At 70.4% G+C, this 17,257-nt stretch carries 15 protein-coding genes; 11 read left to right on the top strand and 4 right to left on the bottom strand.

Annotated features, from left to right (window positions below; translation table 11 throughout):
- The 6 genes from HNV26_RS05415 (at nt 1) to HNV26_RS05390 (ending at nt 7,049) form a co-directional block, all read left to right on the top strand.
- Complete coding sequence (locus HNV26_RS05415; RefSeq protein WP_171452773.1) at nt 1-1,392, top strand: SLC13 family permease; 1,392 nt, start codon at nt 1-3, stop codon at nt 1,390-1,392.
- A 117-nt stretch (nt 1,393-1,509) separates the two neighbouring features.
- Nucleotides 1,510-2,007: an OsmC family protein gene (locus HNV26_RS05410; protein ID WP_171445465.1), complete on the top strand. Its 498-nt coding sequence runs from the start codon at nt 1,510-1,512 to the stop codon at nt 2,005-2,007.
- 27 nt (nt 2,008-2,034) lie between these two features.
- Nucleotides 2,035-3,450, top strand: a complete 1,416-nt coding sequence (locus HNV26_RS05405) for a sigma-54-dependent transcriptional regulator (protein ID WP_090490665.1) — start codon at nt 2,035-2,037, stop codon at nt 3,448-3,450.
- A 40-nt stretch (nt 3,451-3,490) separates the two neighbouring features.
- Entirely contained in the window at nt 3,491-4,708 is a 1,218-nt protein-coding gene (locus HNV26_RS05400) for a hypothetical protein (protein WP_216611822.1), read from the top strand.
- Nucleotides 4,709-4,740: 32 nt separating this feature from the next.
- Nucleotides 4,741-5,136 (top strand): BlaI/MecI/CopY family transcriptional regulator, encoded by a 396-nt coding sequence (locus HNV26_RS05395; protein WP_140863658.1) that lies wholly within the window; start codon nt 4,741-4,743, stop codon nt 5,134-5,136.
- Nucleotides 5,136-7,049 carry a M56 family metallopeptidase gene (locus HNV26_RS05390; RefSeq protein WP_216611821.1) on the top strand — a complete coding sequence of 638 codons (1,914 nt, stop codon included), beginning with the start codon at nt 5,136-5,138 and terminating at the stop codon, nt 7,047-7,049. The genes HNV26_RS05395 and HNV26_RS05390 overlap by 1 nt, the downstream gene beginning before the upstream one ends.
- Nucleotides 7,050-7,075: 26 nt before the next feature.
- On the opposite strand, the gene HNV26_RS05385 is transcribed toward HNV26_RS05390, so the two are convergent.
- The 4 genes from HNV26_RS05385 to HNV26_RS05370 all read right to left on the bottom strand — a co-directional run bounded on the left by HNV26_RS05385 (nt 7,076) and on the right by HNV26_RS05370 (nt 11,736).
- Nucleotides 7,076-8,182 carry a sensor histidine kinase gene (locus HNV26_RS05385; RefSeq protein WP_140863660.1) on the bottom strand — a complete coding sequence of 369 codons (1,107 nt, stop codon included), beginning with the start codon at nt 8,180-8,182 and terminating at the stop codon, nt 7,076-7,078.
- Entirely contained in the window at nt 8,179-8,892 is a 714-nt protein-coding gene (locus HNV26_RS05380) for a response regulator (protein WP_171440724.1), read from the bottom strand. Before HNV26_RS05380 ends, HNV26_RS05385 begins: the two co-directional genes overlap by 4 nt.
- Nucleotides 8,867-10,057: a sensor histidine kinase gene (locus HNV26_RS05375; protein ID WP_171440723.1), complete on the bottom strand. Its 1,191-nt coding sequence runs from the start codon at nt 10,055-10,057 to the stop codon at nt 8,867-8,869. Before HNV26_RS05375 ends, HNV26_RS05380 begins: the two co-directional genes overlap by 26 nt.
- Before the next feature lie 491 nt (nt 10,058-10,548).
- On the bottom strand, nt 10,549-11,736 hold the full coding sequence (locus HNV26_RS05370; RefSeq protein ID WP_253816259.1) for an SRPBCC family protein: 1,188 nt from the start codon (nt 11,734-11,736) through the stop codon (nt 10,549-10,551).
- 236 nt (nt 11,737-11,972) lie between these two features.
- Here HNV26_RS05370 and HNV26_RS05365 point away from each other — a divergent pair, with 236 nt between their 5' ends.
- From HNV26_RS05365 to HNV26_RS05345, 5 genes are all read left to right on the top strand, one after another.
- Nucleotides 11,973-12,194: a hypothetical protein gene (locus HNV26_RS05365; protein ID WP_171440721.1), complete on the top strand. Its 222-nt coding sequence runs from the start codon at nt 11,973-11,975 to the stop codon at nt 12,192-12,194.
- 176 nt (nt 12,195-12,370) lie between these two features.
- On the top strand, nt 12,371-13,051 hold the full coding sequence (locus tag HNV26_RS05360; protein ID WP_171440720.1) for a phosphoribosyltransferase: 681 nt from the start codon (nt 12,371-12,373) through the stop codon (nt 13,049-13,051).
- 144 nt (nt 13,052-13,195) lie between these two features.
- Nucleotides 13,196-15,319 (top strand): PAS domain-containing sensor histidine kinase, encoded by a 2,124-nt coding sequence (locus tag HNV26_RS05355; protein ID WP_171440719.1) that lies wholly within the window; start codon nt 13,196-13,198, stop codon nt 15,317-15,319.
- The gene (locus HNV26_RS05350) at nt 15,316-16,683 is read left to right on the top strand and encodes a sigma-54-dependent transcriptional regulator (RefSeq protein ID WP_171440718.1); all 1,368 of its coding nucleotides are present in this window, start codon (nt 15,316-15,318) and stop codon (nt 16,681-16,683) included. Before HNV26_RS05355 ends, HNV26_RS05350 begins: the two co-directional genes overlap by 4 nt.
- Nucleotides 16,684-16,794: 111 nt before the next feature.
- The gene (locus HNV26_RS05345; RefSeq protein WP_171440717.1) at nt 16,795-17,172 is read left to right on the top strand and encodes a response regulator; all 378 of its coding nucleotides are present in this window, start codon (nt 16,795-16,797) and stop codon (nt 17,170-17,172) included.
- Nucleotides 17,173-17,257: the final 85 nt, after the last annotated feature.

The following is a 17,257-nucleotide window of genomic DNA, read 5'->3' as shown; positions in this document are numbered from 1 at the left end:
TTGTGTATAAGAGACAGGGCCGGCGCGGCCTCCCCCGAGGCCCCCCTCTCCGCGACTCCACCCGGCGTCTCCGCGTCCCGCCATGCGTTCGCGCTGGCCGGGCTCACGGGGGTCGCGCTGGTGGCGCTCCTCGGCGTCGAGGGACCGGTGGCCACGCGCACGGTGCTCATCGGCGGTGTCTGTCTGGTGCTCTGGCTGACGGAGGTGGTGCCCTCGTTCGTGCCCACGCTGTTGCTGTTGGGCGCCACGCCCGTCCTCCTGGGGCCGCTGGACCGTGCCTATCAGCTGCCGTCGGTGCTCGCGTGGTGCGCGGACCCGGTGCTCATCCTGTTCCTGGGTGGCTTCACTCTGGAAGTGGCCGCCATGCGGCACGGCCTGGATGCCTCGGTGGCGCGGCACGTGATGCGGCTGTCGGGTGGACGGCCGCGGCGGCTGGTGTTGCTGGTGATGGCGGGCGTCGCCTTCCTCTCCATGTGGATGTCCAACGTGGCCGCGGCGGCGATGATGCTGGCCGCGCTGCGCCCCCTGCTCCAGGCCATGCCCGCGGGTGCGCCGCTGCGGCCCGCGCTGCTGCTGGGCGTGGCCCTGGGCGCCAACGTCGGCGGCATCGCCACGCCCGTGGGCAGCGGTCCCAATGCGCTCGCCGTCTCCGCCGCGTCCGAGCATGCGCAAGTCACCTTCGCGAAGTGGATGTCCTTCGCCCTGCCGCTCACGCTGCTTTTGCTGCTCGCGGGCTTCGGCCTGGTGCTGCTGCGCTTCCGCGTGGGCGGCCGGCTGACGATGCCCACCGAAGCGCCCGTGTCCCTGGCGCGCTCGGGACGCCGCGTGCTGTGGGTGAGCGCGGCGTGCGTGGTGGCCTGGCTGTCGGAGCCGCTCCACGGGGTGCCCGCGCCCGTGGTGGCGCTGGGCGCCACCGCGCTGCTCTTCGGCAGCGGCCTGCTGAGGCGCGAGGACCTGGGCCGGTTGGACTGGGCCACGCTGCTGCTCATCGCTGGCGGCATCGCCCTGGGCCGGCTGCTGGAGCACTCCGGGCTCATCGCTCGCGCACTTGCCGGCGCGGACCTTGCAGCTTGGCCGGTGCCGGTGCAGTTGGGGGTATTGGTGGCCGTCGCGGCGGTGCTGTCCGCGCTGATGAGCAACACGGGGACGGCGGCGCTCCTCATCCCCCTGGCCTCGCAGCTCCATCCCGCCGCTTCGACGCCCATCCTCATCGCGCTGGGATGCTCGCTGGGCATGCCCTTCGTCATCAGCACCCCGCCCAATGCGATGACGGTGGGCGAGGGGCTGGCCTCCTCCGAGCTGATGAAGTTGGGGGTTCCCCTGATGTTGGGCGGCTGTCTGCTGGTTAGCCTCTCGGGACCTGCCGTGCTGCGCCTCTTTGGGTTGCCATGAGTTTCTCTCCCCGCCTGCTCGGCACCACGGTACGAACGCGGTGTCCCGGAAGAAGCAGTCGCGCGGCATGCGCGTTGAAGGGGCACTGCCTGCTCAGGCTTCGGCGGAGGTGAGCCCGTGACGAACGTGACCATCACTGAGTATGAAACGCGCCTCTACTGGCAGGGCGAGCGCGGCGCCGTTCTGACGAGCGACCGTGCGCCGCCCGTGCCCATTGGCCAGCCGCTGACCGGGCAGGACACCGTGGCCGTGGGCCCCTGGTCCCCGGAGGCCCTGCTCGTGGGGGCGGTGGAGGGACGCACCCTGCTGGCGTTCCTGGAGCAGGCCCGGGAAGCGGACGTGCGCGTGCTCTTCTACCAGAGCTCCGCGGTGGCCCGCGTGGTGTGTGGCGCGGACCAGCCTCCACACCTCACGGACCTCATCGTGCGCCCACACGTGGCCGTGGCCACCGAGGCCGACGCGGAGGCCGTCCGCCTCATCTTCACCGAGCTCCCCGCGCAGTGCTTCCCCAGCTCCGTCGTCAACATCACTCCGCGCATCGAACCGGTGGTCGAGACGTGGCACGCTCGTAGCAGTGGTCGAAGCGTACCCGCCGCGACCGCCCCCGCATCCTGACCTGACAGCAAAGGCCCCACCTCCCCCATGTCCCCACAGCGCATCCTGGTCGTCGACGATGAGGACAATGCCCGCCGGGCGATTGCCACCATCCTGAATGAGGAAGGCTATGAAGTGGCCGAGGCCGCCAACGGCGCCGAGGCCCTGGCTCGCATCGGCGAGTTCTCCCCCGCGGTGGTGCTCACCGACGTGCGCATGCCGCAGATGGACGGCCTCACGCTGCTGAAGACGGCCCGCGAGCAGGGCAGCGACGCCACCTTCGTGATGATGACGGCGTTCGCCAGCGTGGAGACGGCCGTGGAGGCCATGAAGTCCGGCGCGGACAACTTCCTGCTCAAGCCGTTGGACGCCGACCAGGTGCTCGTCACCCTGGGCAAGGTGCTGGAGAAGCGCAGCCTGCGCCAGGAGGCCGAGGCGCTGCGGGACCAGGTGCGCTCGCGCGTCCGCCGCTTCCACGACATCATCGGCGAATCGCCCCAGCTCCAGGGCATCTACGACGTCATCCGGAGGGCGGCGGGCACTCGCGCCACGGTGCTCATCCTGGGCGAATCGGGCACGGGCAAGGAGTTGATTGCCCAGGCCCTGCACCAGGAGTCGCCACGCAAGGACAAGCCCTTCATCCGTGTGCACTGCGCGGCCCTGTCCGAGAACCTGCTGGAGAGCGAGCTGTTCGGCCATGAGAAGGGCTCATTCACGGGAGCGCTGGCCCGGAAGGAAGGCCGCTTCGAGTTGGCGGACGGTGGCACGCTGTTCCTGGACGAGATTGGCGAAATCTCTCCCGCCGTGCAGGTGAAGCTGCTGCGCGTCCTCCAGCAGCGTGAGTTCGAGCGCGTGGGCGGCACCCAGACGCTGAAGGTGGACGTGCGCATCGTCGCGGCCACGCACCGGGACCTGGTGGCCGAGGTGAAGGCGGGGCGGTTCCGCGAGGACCTCTACTACCGGCTCAACGTGGTGAGCGTGACGCTGCCGCCGCTGAGGGACCGCAAGAGCGACGTCCCCGCGCTGGTGAACCACTTCCTGGAGAAGTACAGCGATTCATACGGCAAGCAGGTGCGAGGCCTGGCGCCCGGGACGCTCCAGGCGCTGCTGTCCCATGACTGGCCGGGCAACATCCGCGAGTTGGAGAACGCCATCGAGCGGGCGGTGGTGCTGGCGCAGGGACAGGAGCTGACCACCGATGACCTGCCGCCCGTGCTGCGCGGACCCCGGCCGCATGGGACGTCCACGGGCGCGCTCATCCCGGGAGCCACGCTGGCGGCCATCGAGCGCGAGGCCATCCTGCGCACGCTGGAGATGGTGCAGGGCTCCACGTCCCGGGCCGCTGAGGTGCTGGGCATCAGCGTGCGGAAGATTCAATACCGGCTCAAGGAGTACAGCACGCCGGATGGCGCGCCGCTGAAGGTCGTGGCCGACGAGGCGGAGGACCTGGCCGCGGAGTCGTAGCGGTTTGATGGGGGGCTGGGGCACTGCTACCGTGCCCTGGATGGGATGGCGTTCGAGGCGAGCCTCGGTTCACCGGGGCAACGTGCTGCTGCGGGTCCTGATATGGGGTGCGAGCGGAATCCTGCTGCTCGCCATGTTGGCCGTCGCGGCCTTCCACGTCTGGTCTCAGCGCCAATATGGCCCCGCCATCGGGCAGTTCCGGGCCGACGTCACGGCGCAGGTGGAGTTCTTCTGCGAACAACAGGCGCTGGTGGGCGCGGAGCCGTGGTTTCACGAGCCGCGGGGCTCGGGCGATGCGGGCCCGCTGCTCAACGAATGGCTCCGCGCGGCTTCCGGCCCGCCCGGTCTTGAAGAGTCACCCCTTCGGCTCCCGGCACACCTTCTGTTGCTCCAGAAGGCCGAGAGCAAGGATGACTGGGTAACGTCGGACCTGGACCTCTCCAGCCTGGACTTCGGCTGGATGCGCCAGATGCATGCGTTCGACCACTGGAATGCCATTCCCCGTGCGTCCATCGCACCGGACAAGCCTTTCGACCTGATGTCCGCGTCCTTTCCGGAGTTCTCGCTCCTGGTGCTCTGGTCGAAGTTGCGGCTCCGGCATGCGATTGAACAGGGGACGCCGCTAGAAGCCGTGCGCGACGTGAGGCAGCTCGCGTGGCTGGCCTACCGCACGGACACGCTGTTGGGCGGCATGGTCGCCCTCTCATTGCTCACCGTCGAACACAAGCTCCACGCCACCTTCGAGAATCCCCCGCCTGACTGGCGGCCCATGAGCCTCGAACAACAGAAGCGCTTCAAGGCCGTGCTGTGGTCCGCCGCTGCCTTTTCGAGCATCGCTTCTCCCGTGGAGGTCAGCGAGAAGGCACGCGCGTGTGAGCCGGCGATTGGCCGCTGTATTGGCCTGGTGGAAGCCGCCCTTCGAGGCCGTTACCTGGAACCCTACGCGAAAGGCACGCACCGGCAGGCGTACCTGGAACTCAAGACAGCCAGCGCGGCGGGCCACTGCCCCACGCAACTGCTGGCGTCCATCTGGGAGCAAGGGTTCACGGTAATGGATGACGATGCAGGGCCGGGCGCAGGGGACGAGCGTCCCCTGGCGGCGCGGCTGATTCCCACGAGCGCCCTCAGGGGCCCCTTCGCACTCCAAATCCTGGCATCCTCGCTGACCACCCTCGACCCGCTCCGCGAGCTCAAAGCCCTGGCTCCCCCTGACAAGGGCAATGCCCCTGGATCGGACATCTACGACGGGCGTCGTTGACTCTTACGACGACCGTCGTAATACTCCGCGAGATGACCACCCACGCCCTCCCGCAGCCGACGCGGGCCGAGCTGGCCATCCTCCGCGTGCTCTGGAAGCAGGGCCCCAGCACCGTCCGACAGGTGCACGAGCTGCTTCGGGGCACCCAGGACAAGGACACCGGCTACACCACGGTCCTCAAGCTCCTGCAGAACATGACGGAGAAGGGCATCGTCCAGCGTGACGAGAGCGAGCGGACCCATGTCTATGAAGCCGCCATCAGCGAGACGCGCACCCAGCGCGACCTCCTGCGCGACTTGATGGACCGCGCCTTCGGGGGATCCGCCACGTCGGTCGTGGCCCAGGCGTTGTCCATGAAGCGCGCGTCCGCCGAGGAGCTGGCGGAGATTCGCAGGCTGCTCGACGCACACGAAAAGCGGGGGAAGTGATGGACGCGCGTTATCTCCACGCCCTGGAGCAGGCGCTGCTCGGCTTCCTGTGGCAGGGCGCGGTGGTGGCCCTGGCGGTCGCGGGTATCCTGTCCCTGACGCCGCAGCGTGCCGCTCGGGCGCGCTACGCCACCGCGTGTCTGGGAATGGTGGCCATGGCCGTGCTGCCCGTGGTGACGTTCCTGACCGCGCTGGCGGAGGCCTCGCGCGCCGTGACGTTCGGCGCCTTCGAGTCCCTGACCCAGTCCAACATGCTGGCCGTGGTCACGACGGAGTCCACCTCCCTGGCGGCGCCGCACTGGACGGAGGTGCTCCGGCCCTGGCTGCTGCCGGCGTGGTGCTGCGGTGTGCTCCTCCTGTCGGCCCGGACCGTGGCCGCCTGGCTCATCACCCACCGGATGGCCCGGCAGGAGACGCAAGCCCCCTCGGCCCACTGGAGCGAGGCGCTGACCCGTGCGTTGCGCCACGTCCGCCTGTCCCGGCCCGTGCGCCTGCTGGCCTCCGCCCGCGTCGACGTGCCCATGGTCATTGGCCTGTGGCGCCCCCTCATCCTGGTGCCGGCGGGTGCCATCACCGGGCTGTCCGCCGCGCAGTTGGAGGCCATCCTCGCCCACGAGCTGGGCCACATCCGGCGCCACGACTACGTGGTCAACCTCCTCCAGTCCTTCGTGGAGACCCTCCTGTTCTACCACCCGGCCGTCTGGTGGCTGTCCCACCGCATCCGCGAGGAGCGTGAGCACTGCGCGGATGACCTGGCCGTCCAGTGCTGCGGGGATGCGCTGCTCTACGCCCGCGCCCTGGCCCACATCGAGGAGCTGCGTCTGGCCCCATCACCCCACCCCGCCTTGGGCGTCAGCGATGGCTCGCTGCTGATGCGCGTACGCCGGCTGCTGTCCGCGTCCGAGGACACGACGCCGCGCAGGTCCTGGCGGCTCGCCAGCGGACTGGGCAGCGCCGTGCTCGCCGTGGCCCTGGGGTCGTCGCAACTGCCGGAGACGGCCCACGCCACGGAGCCGGTGAGCGCGCCGCCCCTCCACGTGGAGGCAACCCCTGGCACGGTGCAGCGACTGTCCAGCACCATGCCCATGCACCATCTGCTCGTGGCCCCGGCGACCTTCTCCGCCCAGGCCCCGCAGGCCCCCGCCCCCATCGAGCGCCCGAAGGCGGCGGCGAAGGCAGAGCGAGCACCCGCGGCGAAGCCTCGTCCCACGCGGCCCGCCCCCCTCCTCATCCCGGACACGGGGACAATTGCCCGCACGGAGCTGTCGCGCGTGCCCTACTCGCTCGACGGTGAGCCCGCCGCGCCCGTCCTGCTCGAGGACACCTCCCAGGAGTCGCCCGACACCACCCTGGCCGAGGCGGCCTCCGCGCACGCCGACGAGCACGCCACCGAGCTGCCCCGGGTGGTCGTCTCCGCGCCGGCGCCCTCGCGCGCCTCCGCGCTCGACGCCGTCTACAAGGCCATGAAGGCGTCGGCTCCCGTCAAGACGCTCCGGCCCGGAATCACCCCGCCCCGGTTCCTCTCGGGCGAGCGCATCCACCTCCCCAGTATCGCCTACGGGATTCAGTCCCACTTCGGAGGCTTCCCCAAGGGCGCGGTGGTGGCTCGCTGCATCATCACCACGCAGGGCTCCGTCACCGAATGCCAGCCCATCCAGGGCCTGCGGGGCCTGGAGGAAGGCGTCATCCGCACGCTCTCCACCTGGCGCTACGAGCCCGCCACGCTCAACGGGAGACCCGTGGCCGTGCGCTACGTCTTCGACATCTGGTTCACGAAGGAGCCGGGCGGCGGAATGCACGAGTCCCGGCACTTCGCGGGCCTCGACATCTCCGATGTGGTGGGCGCCGCGGCCCCAGGGACGTGCGACGACTGCGACGCCTTCGAGTTCCACAGCCCGACGGCGCAGCGGTAGCGCATCCCGCCTTCCGCTGACGGGCCCTACCCCGCCAGCGGCATCCGGAGGATGAAACGAGCGCCCCCACCGGGCGCCGAGTCCACCTCCAGCGAACCGCCATGCTGCGTGACGATGGCATGGACGATGGACAGCCCCAGCCCCGAGCCCTGAGCCTTCGTGGTGAAGAAGGGCTCGAAGATGCGGTCCCGAACCTCCTGGGGAACACCCGGGCCGCTGTCGTCCACGGTGAGCCACACGCGCCCGCCCTCGTGCCCCGCGGACAGCGTCACGGTGCCTCCCGCTGGCGTGGCCTCCAGCGCGTTGAGGCACAGGTTGATGAGCACCTGACGCAGCCGCTCCTCCTCACCCGCCACCGACGGCACCGGCGACTCGCGTGGCGAGACTTCCAGCGACACCTTGCGGGACGCGGCCTGTCCGCTCAGCAGGTCCACCACCCGCCGCAGCAGCTCGTTCACGTCCACGGAGGCGGGACGGAACTCGCGAGGCCGCGCGAACTGGAGGAAGTCCTCCAGGATGTGGTCCAGGCGGCGAATCTCATCACGCACCAACAGCAGCGGCTCCAGCAAGGGCGCCTGCTGCCCATCCGGAAGACGCCGTAGACGCCGCTCGAGGACGGAGAGCTGGAGCGCCGCCGCGTTCAGCGGGTTGCGGATTTCGTGGGACAGGCCCGCCGTCATCGTCCCCACGGCCGCCAGCTTCTCCGTCACCTGGGCGCGCCGTGCCAGCTCGCGCTTCTCCGCGTGCAGGCGCACCTGCCGCATCGCCTGCTCCAGCGTCAGCAGCAGCTCCTGCGGCGCGCAAGGCTTCATCAGGTACGCACACGCGCCCGCCCGCACCGCGGCCACCGCCGTCTCCAACGTGGCGAAGCCCGTGAGCAGCACCACCTCCGAGTCCGGAGACGCGGCCTTCAGCTCGGCGGCCAGCGCCGTCCCATCTCCGTCCGGCAGGCGCAGGTCCACCAGCGCCACGTCGAAGCCCTCCCGGACCCGCTCGCGCGCCGCCTTGCAACTGGACGCGCCGCGGACGGCATAGCCCGCGTCCCCGAGCAGCTCCTCCAGGTTGTCCAGGAAGGCCGCGTTGTCATCCACCACCAGGACGGACGGACGGGATGGAGAGGTGGGCTCGCTCATGAGGCGTGGGTGGGGCGTGCCGCGTGCGCCGTTTCCAGCACCTCCATCAGCGCGCCTGGGTCGAAGGGTTTGGAGAAGACGCCCGTGGTCCCATCCAGCGGGGCCGCGTCGGGATAGGCGGTCATGACAAACGTGGGCAGGTGCGGATAGCGCGCGCGCAGCCGTCGCAGGGCCTCACCATCCGGCCCACCGGGGATGCGCAGGTCCACCAGCGCGGCGAAGGGCTGCGCGCAGAGGATTCGGTCCGCGTCCAGCACCGAGGCCGCCGTCACACAGGAGAAGCCGCGCCCGCGCAGCAGCTCGGCGATGTTGTCGCTCAGCGCCGGGTCATCCTCCACCAGCACCACCAGCCCATCCCGGCGAGCACCGGACAGCAGCTCCACCAACGCGGGGATGGGCACGGGTTTGGGAAGCACCGCGAGCAGCCCTTCGCGCCGGGCCGTCTCCAGGTCATCCTGGCGTGGGTGCGCGGTGATGACCACCGCGGCCAAGCCCGGGTCCACGCGGCGGAGGTGGTGCACGGCATCCGCGCCGCTCATGCCGGGCATGCGCATGTCGGTCAGCAGGACGTCGAAGCGCGTGGTGCGCGCCAACCGCACGGCCTCGTCACCGCTCGTGACGACCGTGGCCGCGTCCCCGCCGTCGCGCAGAATCTCCGCGAGGTTCTCCGCGAACGCCCGGTTGTCATCCAACAGGAGGTACTGGCGCACGCGTCTCCTCCGAAGCGACGAGGGAAAGCCGAATCTCGAAGCGCGCACCCGCTCCGGGACGGGGGACATACGCGATGCTCCCCCCATGCCGCTCCACGATGCGCTTGACCAGCGCGAGCCCGAGCCCGATGCCACGCGCCTTCGTCGTCATCAGCGGCTCGAAGAGGCGGCGGCGGATGACGTCGCTGACGCCCGGCCCGGAGTCCTCCAGCACCAGCTCCACCATCCCCGGCTCGCGCGTGGCAGCGGACAGAGACACCGTCCCGCCCGTCTCCTCCAGGGCCTGGACGGCGTTGTCGAGCAGGTTCACGAACACCTGGCGCAGCTGCCCCGCGTCTCCTTGAACCGCGGGCAATGAGGTCAGTCCCTCCGCGCTCACGACGACAGTGTCGGGCCGCTGCACGGCCTTGAGCGCTTCCTGCCAGACCTCGTCCAACCAGACCTCCTGCCGGTGCAGAGGCCGGTCCCGAATCATGTCCAGCAGGTCGGAGACGATGCGGTTGGCGATGCCCACCTGATCGCCAATCCGGTCCAGGTGCTTCATCGTGCGCTCGTCCACGGCCCCCGGGCGCCCCCGGAGGATGTAGAGCGACGTCTCGATGACGCCCAGCGGATTGCGCAGCTCGTGGCCGATGGAACCCACCAGTTGGCCAAAGGTGGACAGCCGCTCGCTGCGCGCCTGCTGCGCCAGCAGATCTTCCCGGTACGTGTGGAGCATGATGGCCAGCTCCAGGTCGAGGATCTTCCCCACCGCGGAGCGGGCCGCGCGGAGCGCCGCGGGCTGCTCCAGGTAGGTGGCGTCGATGTGGCTGTTGAACTCCTGCCGCAGGATGTTCATCGCGCCGAACATGTAGTGCTGCGGCAGGGCGATGCGCACGTGCATGCGGCCAATGCGGCAGCGCAGCGCGTAATAGACCTCGTCCCAGGGGCCGCGGAGGAGCTGGTCCATCCACACCTGCAGGGTGCCGCGCAGGTGCCCCACCTGGCTCTCTCCCCCTTCGAGCGCCTGCCGAGCCCCCTCATGCTCCAGGATGCGGTCGTAGAAGATGCGAGCGAAGCGCGGGAAGTGGGGCTTCGCGGTGGCGTGCAAGGACACGAGAGCCTGCTCGTCCGCCGAGCTGAACCCCACGTACCGCTTCAATTCCTCGAACAAGGTTTCCGCCATGAGTCCTGGGGTAAGAGCCTATCCGCGCTGAACGCATGAGCGCAGGAACTTCCTCCCCCGCGTCGCGCTGGCTCGGCACACCGCCCAGGGGCCACGGCCCGCGAGTCCAAGGACTCCGCCGGGGACATGACATGGCCCCCCTGTGGCGCACCGCGAATGACCATGTAGGCTCCTGGAGCCCGGCCATTCCGGCCCGGCGAGAGCGCGTCAGCAAGCCCCAGGCCAGTGCCTGTGCGCGGAGGGCGGCCCAAGAACGCACGCAAGAAGTGCGCGCAAGAAGGACACCCCCCTCATCCGGATTCTGAAGGCGCAAGGTTTGCACGCGAACATGGGTTCATGGCGAATCCCCAGAGCCCTCGACAGCTGGAACGTGGCACAGGTGTCCTGGCCCGCTGAATGGTCGCCTCGAACAGCGCCTCCTTATGAGCCCCAGCAGAGAAACGGAGCCCCAGCGACCCAGGGATGGATGGAAGCGCCGGGGCCGGCACCGCCTAGTGCGTGAGGGGGCCCCGGGACGCCATGCGCCGGGGCGCGACCTGCTCGCGCGTCACCGTCTCACGGCCGGTGGCCCTCCCTCGCTCCAGCAGCGACTTGAAGCGCAGCAGGTCGTCATCCATCTGCTTCTTCGGGTCCGCGCCCAGCAGCTTCGCGAAGGCATGGCCAATGGCCCCCGCTGGCGGGTTGTAGGACAGCCGGATGTCCACCCGAGTGCCGCCGCGCGGCGTGGACTCGAAGTGGATGACGCCCTGGTTCTCCACCGCCGTGCCCTCCACGCTCTTCCAAGCCAGCACCTTGTTGGGCACGAACTTCGTGACGACGGCGTCCCATTCGAAGTGCAGCCCCGCGGGCCCGCGCACCTTCCAGTGCGAGCGACCCTCGACGCCCGGAATCACTTCATCCACGTGTGTCATGAACCGGGGGAAGTTCTGCATCTCCCTCCAGAAGGCGAACACCTCCTCCACCGGCGCGTTCACGTTGATGTCCTTGTGAAGGGTGATGGCCCGCCGTCCCGCGCCCATCCCCGTGAGCTGCCGCAGCCCCAGGTTCGTGAAGGCCCGCGTGCCCAACATCACGCCGCCCAGGGTCGCCAGGGTTCCCGTCACTCCCCGGCGCCCCAGCCCCCAGGCCGTCAGGGTCAAGCCGCCCAGCGCTCCGAAGAGCCGCTCGGAAGGCGACCAGTGCTCCTGGAAGAAGGGCCTCGACTCACCCGAGCGCATGCTGCCTCCTTGCAGCGCCGGGTGCGCTGAGCCCTCCGCATACGGAACAAGCTGGTTGTCCAGCCCATGCACCCCCTGCACCTTGCCGATGCGGGGCAGCACGCGCCGGAGTTCCTCGCGAAGAATGGGGCCTTCCAACCGAACCACGCCATCCCGAGCCATCACGCGAATCGCTCCGGGATGCGAGCACACCCGGCCCAGGGCCGAGCGCACCCGTTCCTCCAGGACAAGGTCCTCCACGGGTTCCCGGTGCAGCTTGCGCATCGACTCGAAAAAGACGCCGCGCGAGCGCTGCGAGAGGTCCCGAGCGACGACGCCCACCGCGCCTCCCGCCTCATGCGCCGCGTGGACGGCCTTCCCCTGCAGATGGGACCTGCGCCAGCGGCCGCTGCGTGGGTCCGTCCAGTACATCAGCCCCAGGCCCAGCCCCGCGCCACCGATTCCCCATAGGGCAGCTTTCATCGTCCGCCTCCTTCTGGCTCGTGTCCTTCGCTCCACGGAACGTGACGGCGGCGATGGCGCGGTGCAGCAGACGGGAAGGGGCTGCCTCGCTCGCGTCCGCGGGGGATGCCTGACCACCAACCGGGCGGCCCGGGGCCCGGAGGCCCTCGCGTTGACTGGGCAACGAGGGCGGTGCCCGCGGGCCCGGGCGTGCCCACTGTCTTTCGTGCTGGTCAACCCGAGAGGAGCAACACGGCATGCCCGAGGTACCGACGACACCTGACTCGCCCGTGAAGGAGCCCGACCCCGACAAGAGGCCCGGGCGAGAGCCTCCCGGGCCGCAGGCGCCGCCGAAGAAGGACCCGCCCACGCGCCAGCCGCCGGAAATCGAGCCGCCGCAGCCGCCCGAAATCAAGCCACCGGGCATTCAGGACCCGCCGGTGCCCAATCAGCCAGGGCGGCCAGAAATCATCGCGTGAGCAACGCCGGGAGCGCGGCGGACGAGCACGCCGCCCCCAGCGCTGGGAAGACGGGAGCCCAGGCGAGCAACGAGTGCCAGCACGAACGCCCGTCCCGTTCCACGAGGCCACCGGCGTGGCCAGCTTTTTCCTGACGAGCGCCCGTTCCACTCCAGGGAGCGGCGAGGAGTGGCGGTATGCGAGGGCCCGAATTCCAGGACCGCTATGAGGGAGGCCGCGTGCTCGCGGACCACCTGCGGCGCCATGCGCGGCAACCCGGCACCCTGGTGCTGGCGCTGCCACGGGGCGGCGTGCCCGTGGGCGCCGAAGTCGCGCGGAAGCTCGGAGTGCCGCTCGATGTCTTCCTGGTCCGCAAGCTGGGCACGCCCGGCCACGAGGAGCTGGCCATGGGCGCCATCGCCTCCGGGGGCGTGCGCGTGCTCAACCGTGAGGTGGTGGACGAGCTGAACATCGGCCGCGAACAGATTGAAGCCGCGGCCCGCCGCGAGGCCGTGGAGCTCCAGCGGCGTGAAGAGAGATACCGGGAAGGCCGGCCGCTCCCCGACGTGCGTGGGCGCACGGTCCTCCTGGTGGATGACGGGCTGGCCACGGGAACGACGATGCGGGCGGCCGTGGCGGCGCTGCGGCTCCTGGAGCCCGCGGCCATCATCGTGGCCGTGCCCGTGGGCGCGGCCGAGTCCTGCGAAAGCCTGGCCCAGGTGGCGGACGAGGTCGTCTGCGTCCGCATGCCCGAGCCCTTCTATTCCGTGGGCCTTTGGTACCGCGACTTCGCGCAGACGGAGGACGACGAGGTGCGCGCCCTGCTCGCCGAGGCAACCCGGGAAGGGGCTGCCAGCGAAACACAGCCCTCCGCCTGAGCCCGGCGCCGCGCGGAGCGGGCCCCCACGCGCGCGTGGACGTCCGCCCCACCAGGATGTCCACCAACCGCTTCACGCGAATGCCCGACGAGCCACCGTCCGACCGGGGATTGCGGTTAAGCTCCTGCGCTCGCCGCCCACCGCATGCACGAGTTTCCTTCCCGTCGACAGTTGCTGCTGGCCGTCCTCGTGGCCACGACTCTCTCCGCGGCAGTCGAGGGGGTCTGGAGCTACTCCGGGGCGGTGAGCCCCCCTGCCCGCGTTCTCCTCACCGCCGCCGTGGGGCTGCTCATCAGCGGCACCCTGGCGCTGTTGCTCCTGCGAACCCGGGAGCGCGCTCACCGCGCACGGGACGCCGCCCTGCGCAGCGCGGATGACGCCAGCGCGCTTCGCACAGCCGTCATGGACGTGACGCCCGTGGGCTTCGCCTTCTTCGACCGTGAGCTGCGTTACGTTCACATCAACGCGGCCCTGGCGGCGATGCATGGCCTGCCCGCGGAGCGGCACCTGGGCCGGCACGTTACCGAGGTGATGCCCGACCTGGGCAAGCGCATCGCTCCGCGCCTCCAACTGGCGCTCAGCACGGGTGCCGCCATCCAGGACACGCTGCTCCAGGTGGAGACGCCCGCCGCGCCGGGCGAGAGCCGCTTCTGGTTCGGCAGCTATCTGCGCGTGTGCGGCGCGAACGGCGAGGTGCTGGGTGTCATCGCCGCGATGTCCGAGCTCACCGAGCGCATGCGCGCGGAGAAGAGCCTCCAGGAGCACGAGGGCCGGTTGGACGTGCTGACGCGCTCGCTGCCGGACTACCTGTGGGGCGGCAAGCTGCGCGGCGGGAGACTGCGCGACTTCTACTGCACGCCCGTCATCGAGCGCACCACCGGCTATGCCGCCTCCGCGTTCGTCCAGCCCGCGCCGGATGGCGGACCGCCGCCGCTGTGGGCGGAGATGATCCACCCCGAGGACCGCGCCCGCTACCGGGCCAGCATCGAGGGCCTGGCCCCTGGCGCCGAGGCGGAGCTGGAGCACCGGCTCATCTGCGCCGACGGCCGCGTGCGTTGGGTGCGCAGCCGCGCCGCCGCTTCCGCATTGGATGCGCAGGCGGAGCTGCATGTCGGCTGCGTCGTCACCGACATCACCGACCGGCGGCTCGCGGATGACCTGCGCCAGCGCCTGCATGACAGCTTCCGCCGCTCCGCCCAGGAATGGCGCCGCACCTTCGACGCGGTGGCCTCGCCGCTGATGGTGTTGGGGGCGGATGGCACCGTCCAGCGCCTCAACGCCGCCGCCATCGCGCTCTTCGGAGGCATGGACCCGTCCGGCCAGCCGCTGTTCACCGCGGCCAGCGCCCCACCCTGGTCCCACGCGCTTCCGTTGGTGGAGGAGCTGCGCCGCACCCGCGCCAGCGCCACGCGCGAGCTGGGCGACCCGGTGTCGCGCCGCACGTGGGAGGTGTCCGCCACCTGGGTGGAGGAAGCGAGCGGCGAGGACTCGCGCGTCATCCTGGTGGCCACGGAGCTGACGCATCTCCTCGAGCTCCAGGCCAGCCTGCGGCGCAGCGAGACGATGGCCGCCATGGGCGCCATCGTCGCGGGCGTGGCCCACGAGGTCCGCAACCCCCTCTTCTCCATCTCCGCGGTGGTCGACGCGGTAGAGGCGACCTTCGGCGCGCGCGCGGAGCTCAAGCCCTACGTCGACGTGCTGCGCGGCGAGGTGAAGCGCCTCAACCACCTCACGCAGGAGCTCTTCGAGTACGGCCGCCCCACCCGCGGTGAATGGGTGGAAGGCCCCGTGCTCCCGGTGATGATGGATGCACTGTCCGCGTGCGCCCTGGCCAGTGAGCGAGCCGGTGTGAATGTGAATCGCGAGTTGGCGGCGGAGCTGCCCCGCGTTCGCATGGACGCCCGGCGCTTGTTTCACGTGTTTCGCAACGTGGTGGAGAACGCCGTGCAACATTCGCCGGCGGGCAGCGCGGTGCGGGTGGCGACGGAAGAGGTGGAAGAGGCGGGCCGGTCCTGGGTGCGGTGCACCGTGCGCGACGGTGGGCCAGGCTTCCGCGCGGAGGACCTGTCCCATGTCTTTGAGCCCTTCTTCAGCAAGCGGCGCGGCGGCACGGGGCTGGGCCTGTCCATCGTCCAACGCATCCTGGAGGAGCATCAGGGTATCATCCGCTTGCGCAATCACCCGGAGGGCGGCGCGGAGGTCACGCTGCTGCTTCCTGTTGTTTCTTCGCGTGTATCACCCCAGCACGTAGACTCCCTGACTTCATGACGCGCACTCGAATCCTCCTCGTGGACGACGAGCCCGGCATCCGCCTGGGCATGAGAGGCTTCCTCACCGCCCATGGGTTCGACGTGGACGAGGCCACCAGCCTCGTCGAGGCGCAGGAGGCGTTCCGCACCTCGCGTCCGGACGTGGCCGTGGTGGACTACCGGCTCACGGACGGCACCGCGCTGGAGCTGCTGCCGCGCCTCAAGGACATCGACGCCTCCGTGCCGCTGGTGGTGCTCACCGGCCATGGCTCCATCGAGCTGGCCGTCCAGGCCGTGAAGGAAGGCGCCGAGCAGTTCCTCACCAAGCCGGTGGAGCTGGCCGTCCTCAAGGTGGTGCTGGACCGGCTGGTGTCGCAGCGCCGCGAGCGGCAGCGCCTGCTGGCGGAGCGTTCGCGCATCGTCCGAGGGAAGGTGAACCCCTTCATGGGTGGCAGCGCCGCCATCCGCGCGCTCGAGGCGCAGGCCGAACGCATTCTCGAAAGCGACAGCCCGGTGCTCATCACCGGCGAGACGGGCAGCGGCAAGAGCGTGCTCGCGCGGTGGTTGCATGAAGGCGGCCCGCGCAAGGACGCGCCCTTCGTGGACCTCAACTGCGCGGCGCTCTCCAAGGACCTGCTCGACTCGGAGCTGTTCGGCCACGAGAAGGGCGCCTTCACCGGCGCGGTGGCCGCCAAGCAGGGACTCCTGGAGGTCGCCGACCGGGGAACCCTCTTCCTGGACGAGATTGGCGACATGGACTCGGCCGTCCAGCCCAAGCTCCTGAAGGTGCTGGAGGAGAAGCGCTTCCGGCGGCTGGGCGACGTGCGGGACCGCCGCGTGGACGTGCGCCTCATCGCGGCCACGCACCAGGACCTGGCCGTGGCCGCCCGGGACAAGCGGTTCCGCAGCGACCTCTACTTCCGCGTCAGCACGCTCATCCTCCATGTCCCCCCGCTGCGTGAGCGGCCCGAGGACATCGTCGGGATGGCGCACCAATTCCTGGCGGAGCTGGGCGCGGCGCGAGGCCGCGGCGGCGTGGGGCTGCAACCCGACGCGGAGACGGCCCTCACCCGCTACGCCTGGCCTGGCAACATCCGCGAGCTGCGCAACGTGCTGGAGCGCGCGGTGCTGCTGTCCGGCGGCGGGCCCCTGTCCCGGGGGGACTTGCGCTTCGAGGCCAGCGCCGGCGAGCCCGCCTCCGACGCCGACGACCACCTCACCCTCGAGGAGCTGGAGCGCCGCCACATCGAGCGCATCCTCCGCCTCGAGCACGGACACGTGGAGCGCGCCGCCGCGCGGCTCGGCATCCCCCGGTCATCCCTCTACGAGCGGCTGAAGCGCCTGGGCATCAACCGGTCCGGATTCCAGAAACCGGATCCGTAGCCTGGACGCAGCAAGCAGTCTCAAGCCCTTGCGCGGGAACAAGTACCCGAATTTGCTTGGAACCGAGACAAGCGCGTCTCTGGCCCTGAGCTTGCTTGGGGGGCCCACTCCGTGGCCCAGAACATCCTGATCGTCGACGACGAGTCCTCCCTCTGCTGGGTGTTGGGCCAGTTCTTCTCCGGGGCCGGCTACCGCGTGGACTCGGCCGGCGCGCTGGACGAGGCCCTGGACCTGATGACGACGGGCCGCTACGACCTGGTCATCAGCGACCTGCGCCTGAGCGGAACGCTCTCCGAAGAAGGGCTGATGCTGGCGGACTTCGTGCGCCGCTACACGCCCCAGACGCGGGTGGTGCTGCTGACGGCGTTCGCAACCCAGGAGCTCACCGACCGCGCGCAGGCGCTGGGCGTGGACCTGGTGCTTTCCAAGCCGCAGCCGCTGCCCGCGTTGGCTGAGCACGTCTCACGCCTGCTCGCCGCGGCCGTGTAGTGCGCGCTCCCGCCGCCGCGTGCGCGCCGCCCAGCCCCCGCGCGACGACGCGTCATCGAGTTGCATGTCGCCGGGACGCCCCGAA

The sequence above is a fragment of the Myxococcus xanthus genome (assembly GCF_013116825.1).
GTDB lineage: Bacteria > Myxococcota > Myxococcia > Myxococcales > Myxococcaceae > Myxococcus > Myxococcus xanthus_B.
Note: the sequence above shows the minus strand (reverse complement) of the source record. Positions and strands in the feature narration are given on the sequence as shown.

Coding starts and splice junctions, on each gene's coding strand:
- HNV26_RS05405 (WP_090490665.1), top strand. CDS start 2,035: ATGTCCCCACAGCGCATCCTGGTCGTCGACGATGAGGACAATGCCCGC.
- HNV26_RS05400 (WP_216611822.1), top strand. CDS start 3,491: ATGGGATGGCGTTCGAGGCGAGCCTCGGTTCACCGGGGCAACGTGCTG.
- HNV26_RS05395 (WP_140863658.1), top strand. CDS start 4,741: ATGACCACCCACGCCCTCCCGCAGCCGACGCGGGCCGAGCTGGCCATC.
- HNV26_RS05390 (WP_216611821.1), top strand. CDS start 5,136: ATGGACGCGCGTTATCTCCACGCCCTGGAGCAGGCGCTGCTCGGCTTC.
- HNV26_RS05385 (WP_140863660.1), bottom strand. CDS start 8,182: ATGAGCGAGCCCACCTCTCCATCCCGTCCGTCCGTCCTGGTGGTGGAT.
- HNV26_RS05375 (WP_171440723.1), bottom strand. CDS start 10,057: ATGGCGGAAACCTTGTTCGAGGAATTGAAGCGGTACGTGGGGTTCAGC.
- HNV26_RS05370 (WP_253816259.1), bottom strand. CDS start 11,736: ATGAAAGCTGCCCTATGGGGAATCGGTGGCGCGGGGCTGGGCCTGGGG.
- HNV26_RS05365 (WP_171440721.1), top strand. CDS start 11,973: ATGCCCGAGGTACCGACGACACCTGACTCGCCCGTGAAGGAGCCCGAC.
- HNV26_RS05360 (WP_171440720.1), top strand. CDS start 12,371: ATGCGAGGGCCCGAATTCCAGGACCGCTATGAGGGAGGCCGCGTGCTC.
- HNV26_RS05355 (WP_171440719.1), top strand. CDS start 13,196: ATGCACGAGTTTCCTTCCCGTCGACAGTTGCTGCTGGCCGTCCTCGTG.
- HNV26_RS05350 (WP_171440718.1), top strand. CDS start 15,316: ATGACGCGCACTCGAATCCTCCTCGTGGACGACGAGCCCGGCATCCGC.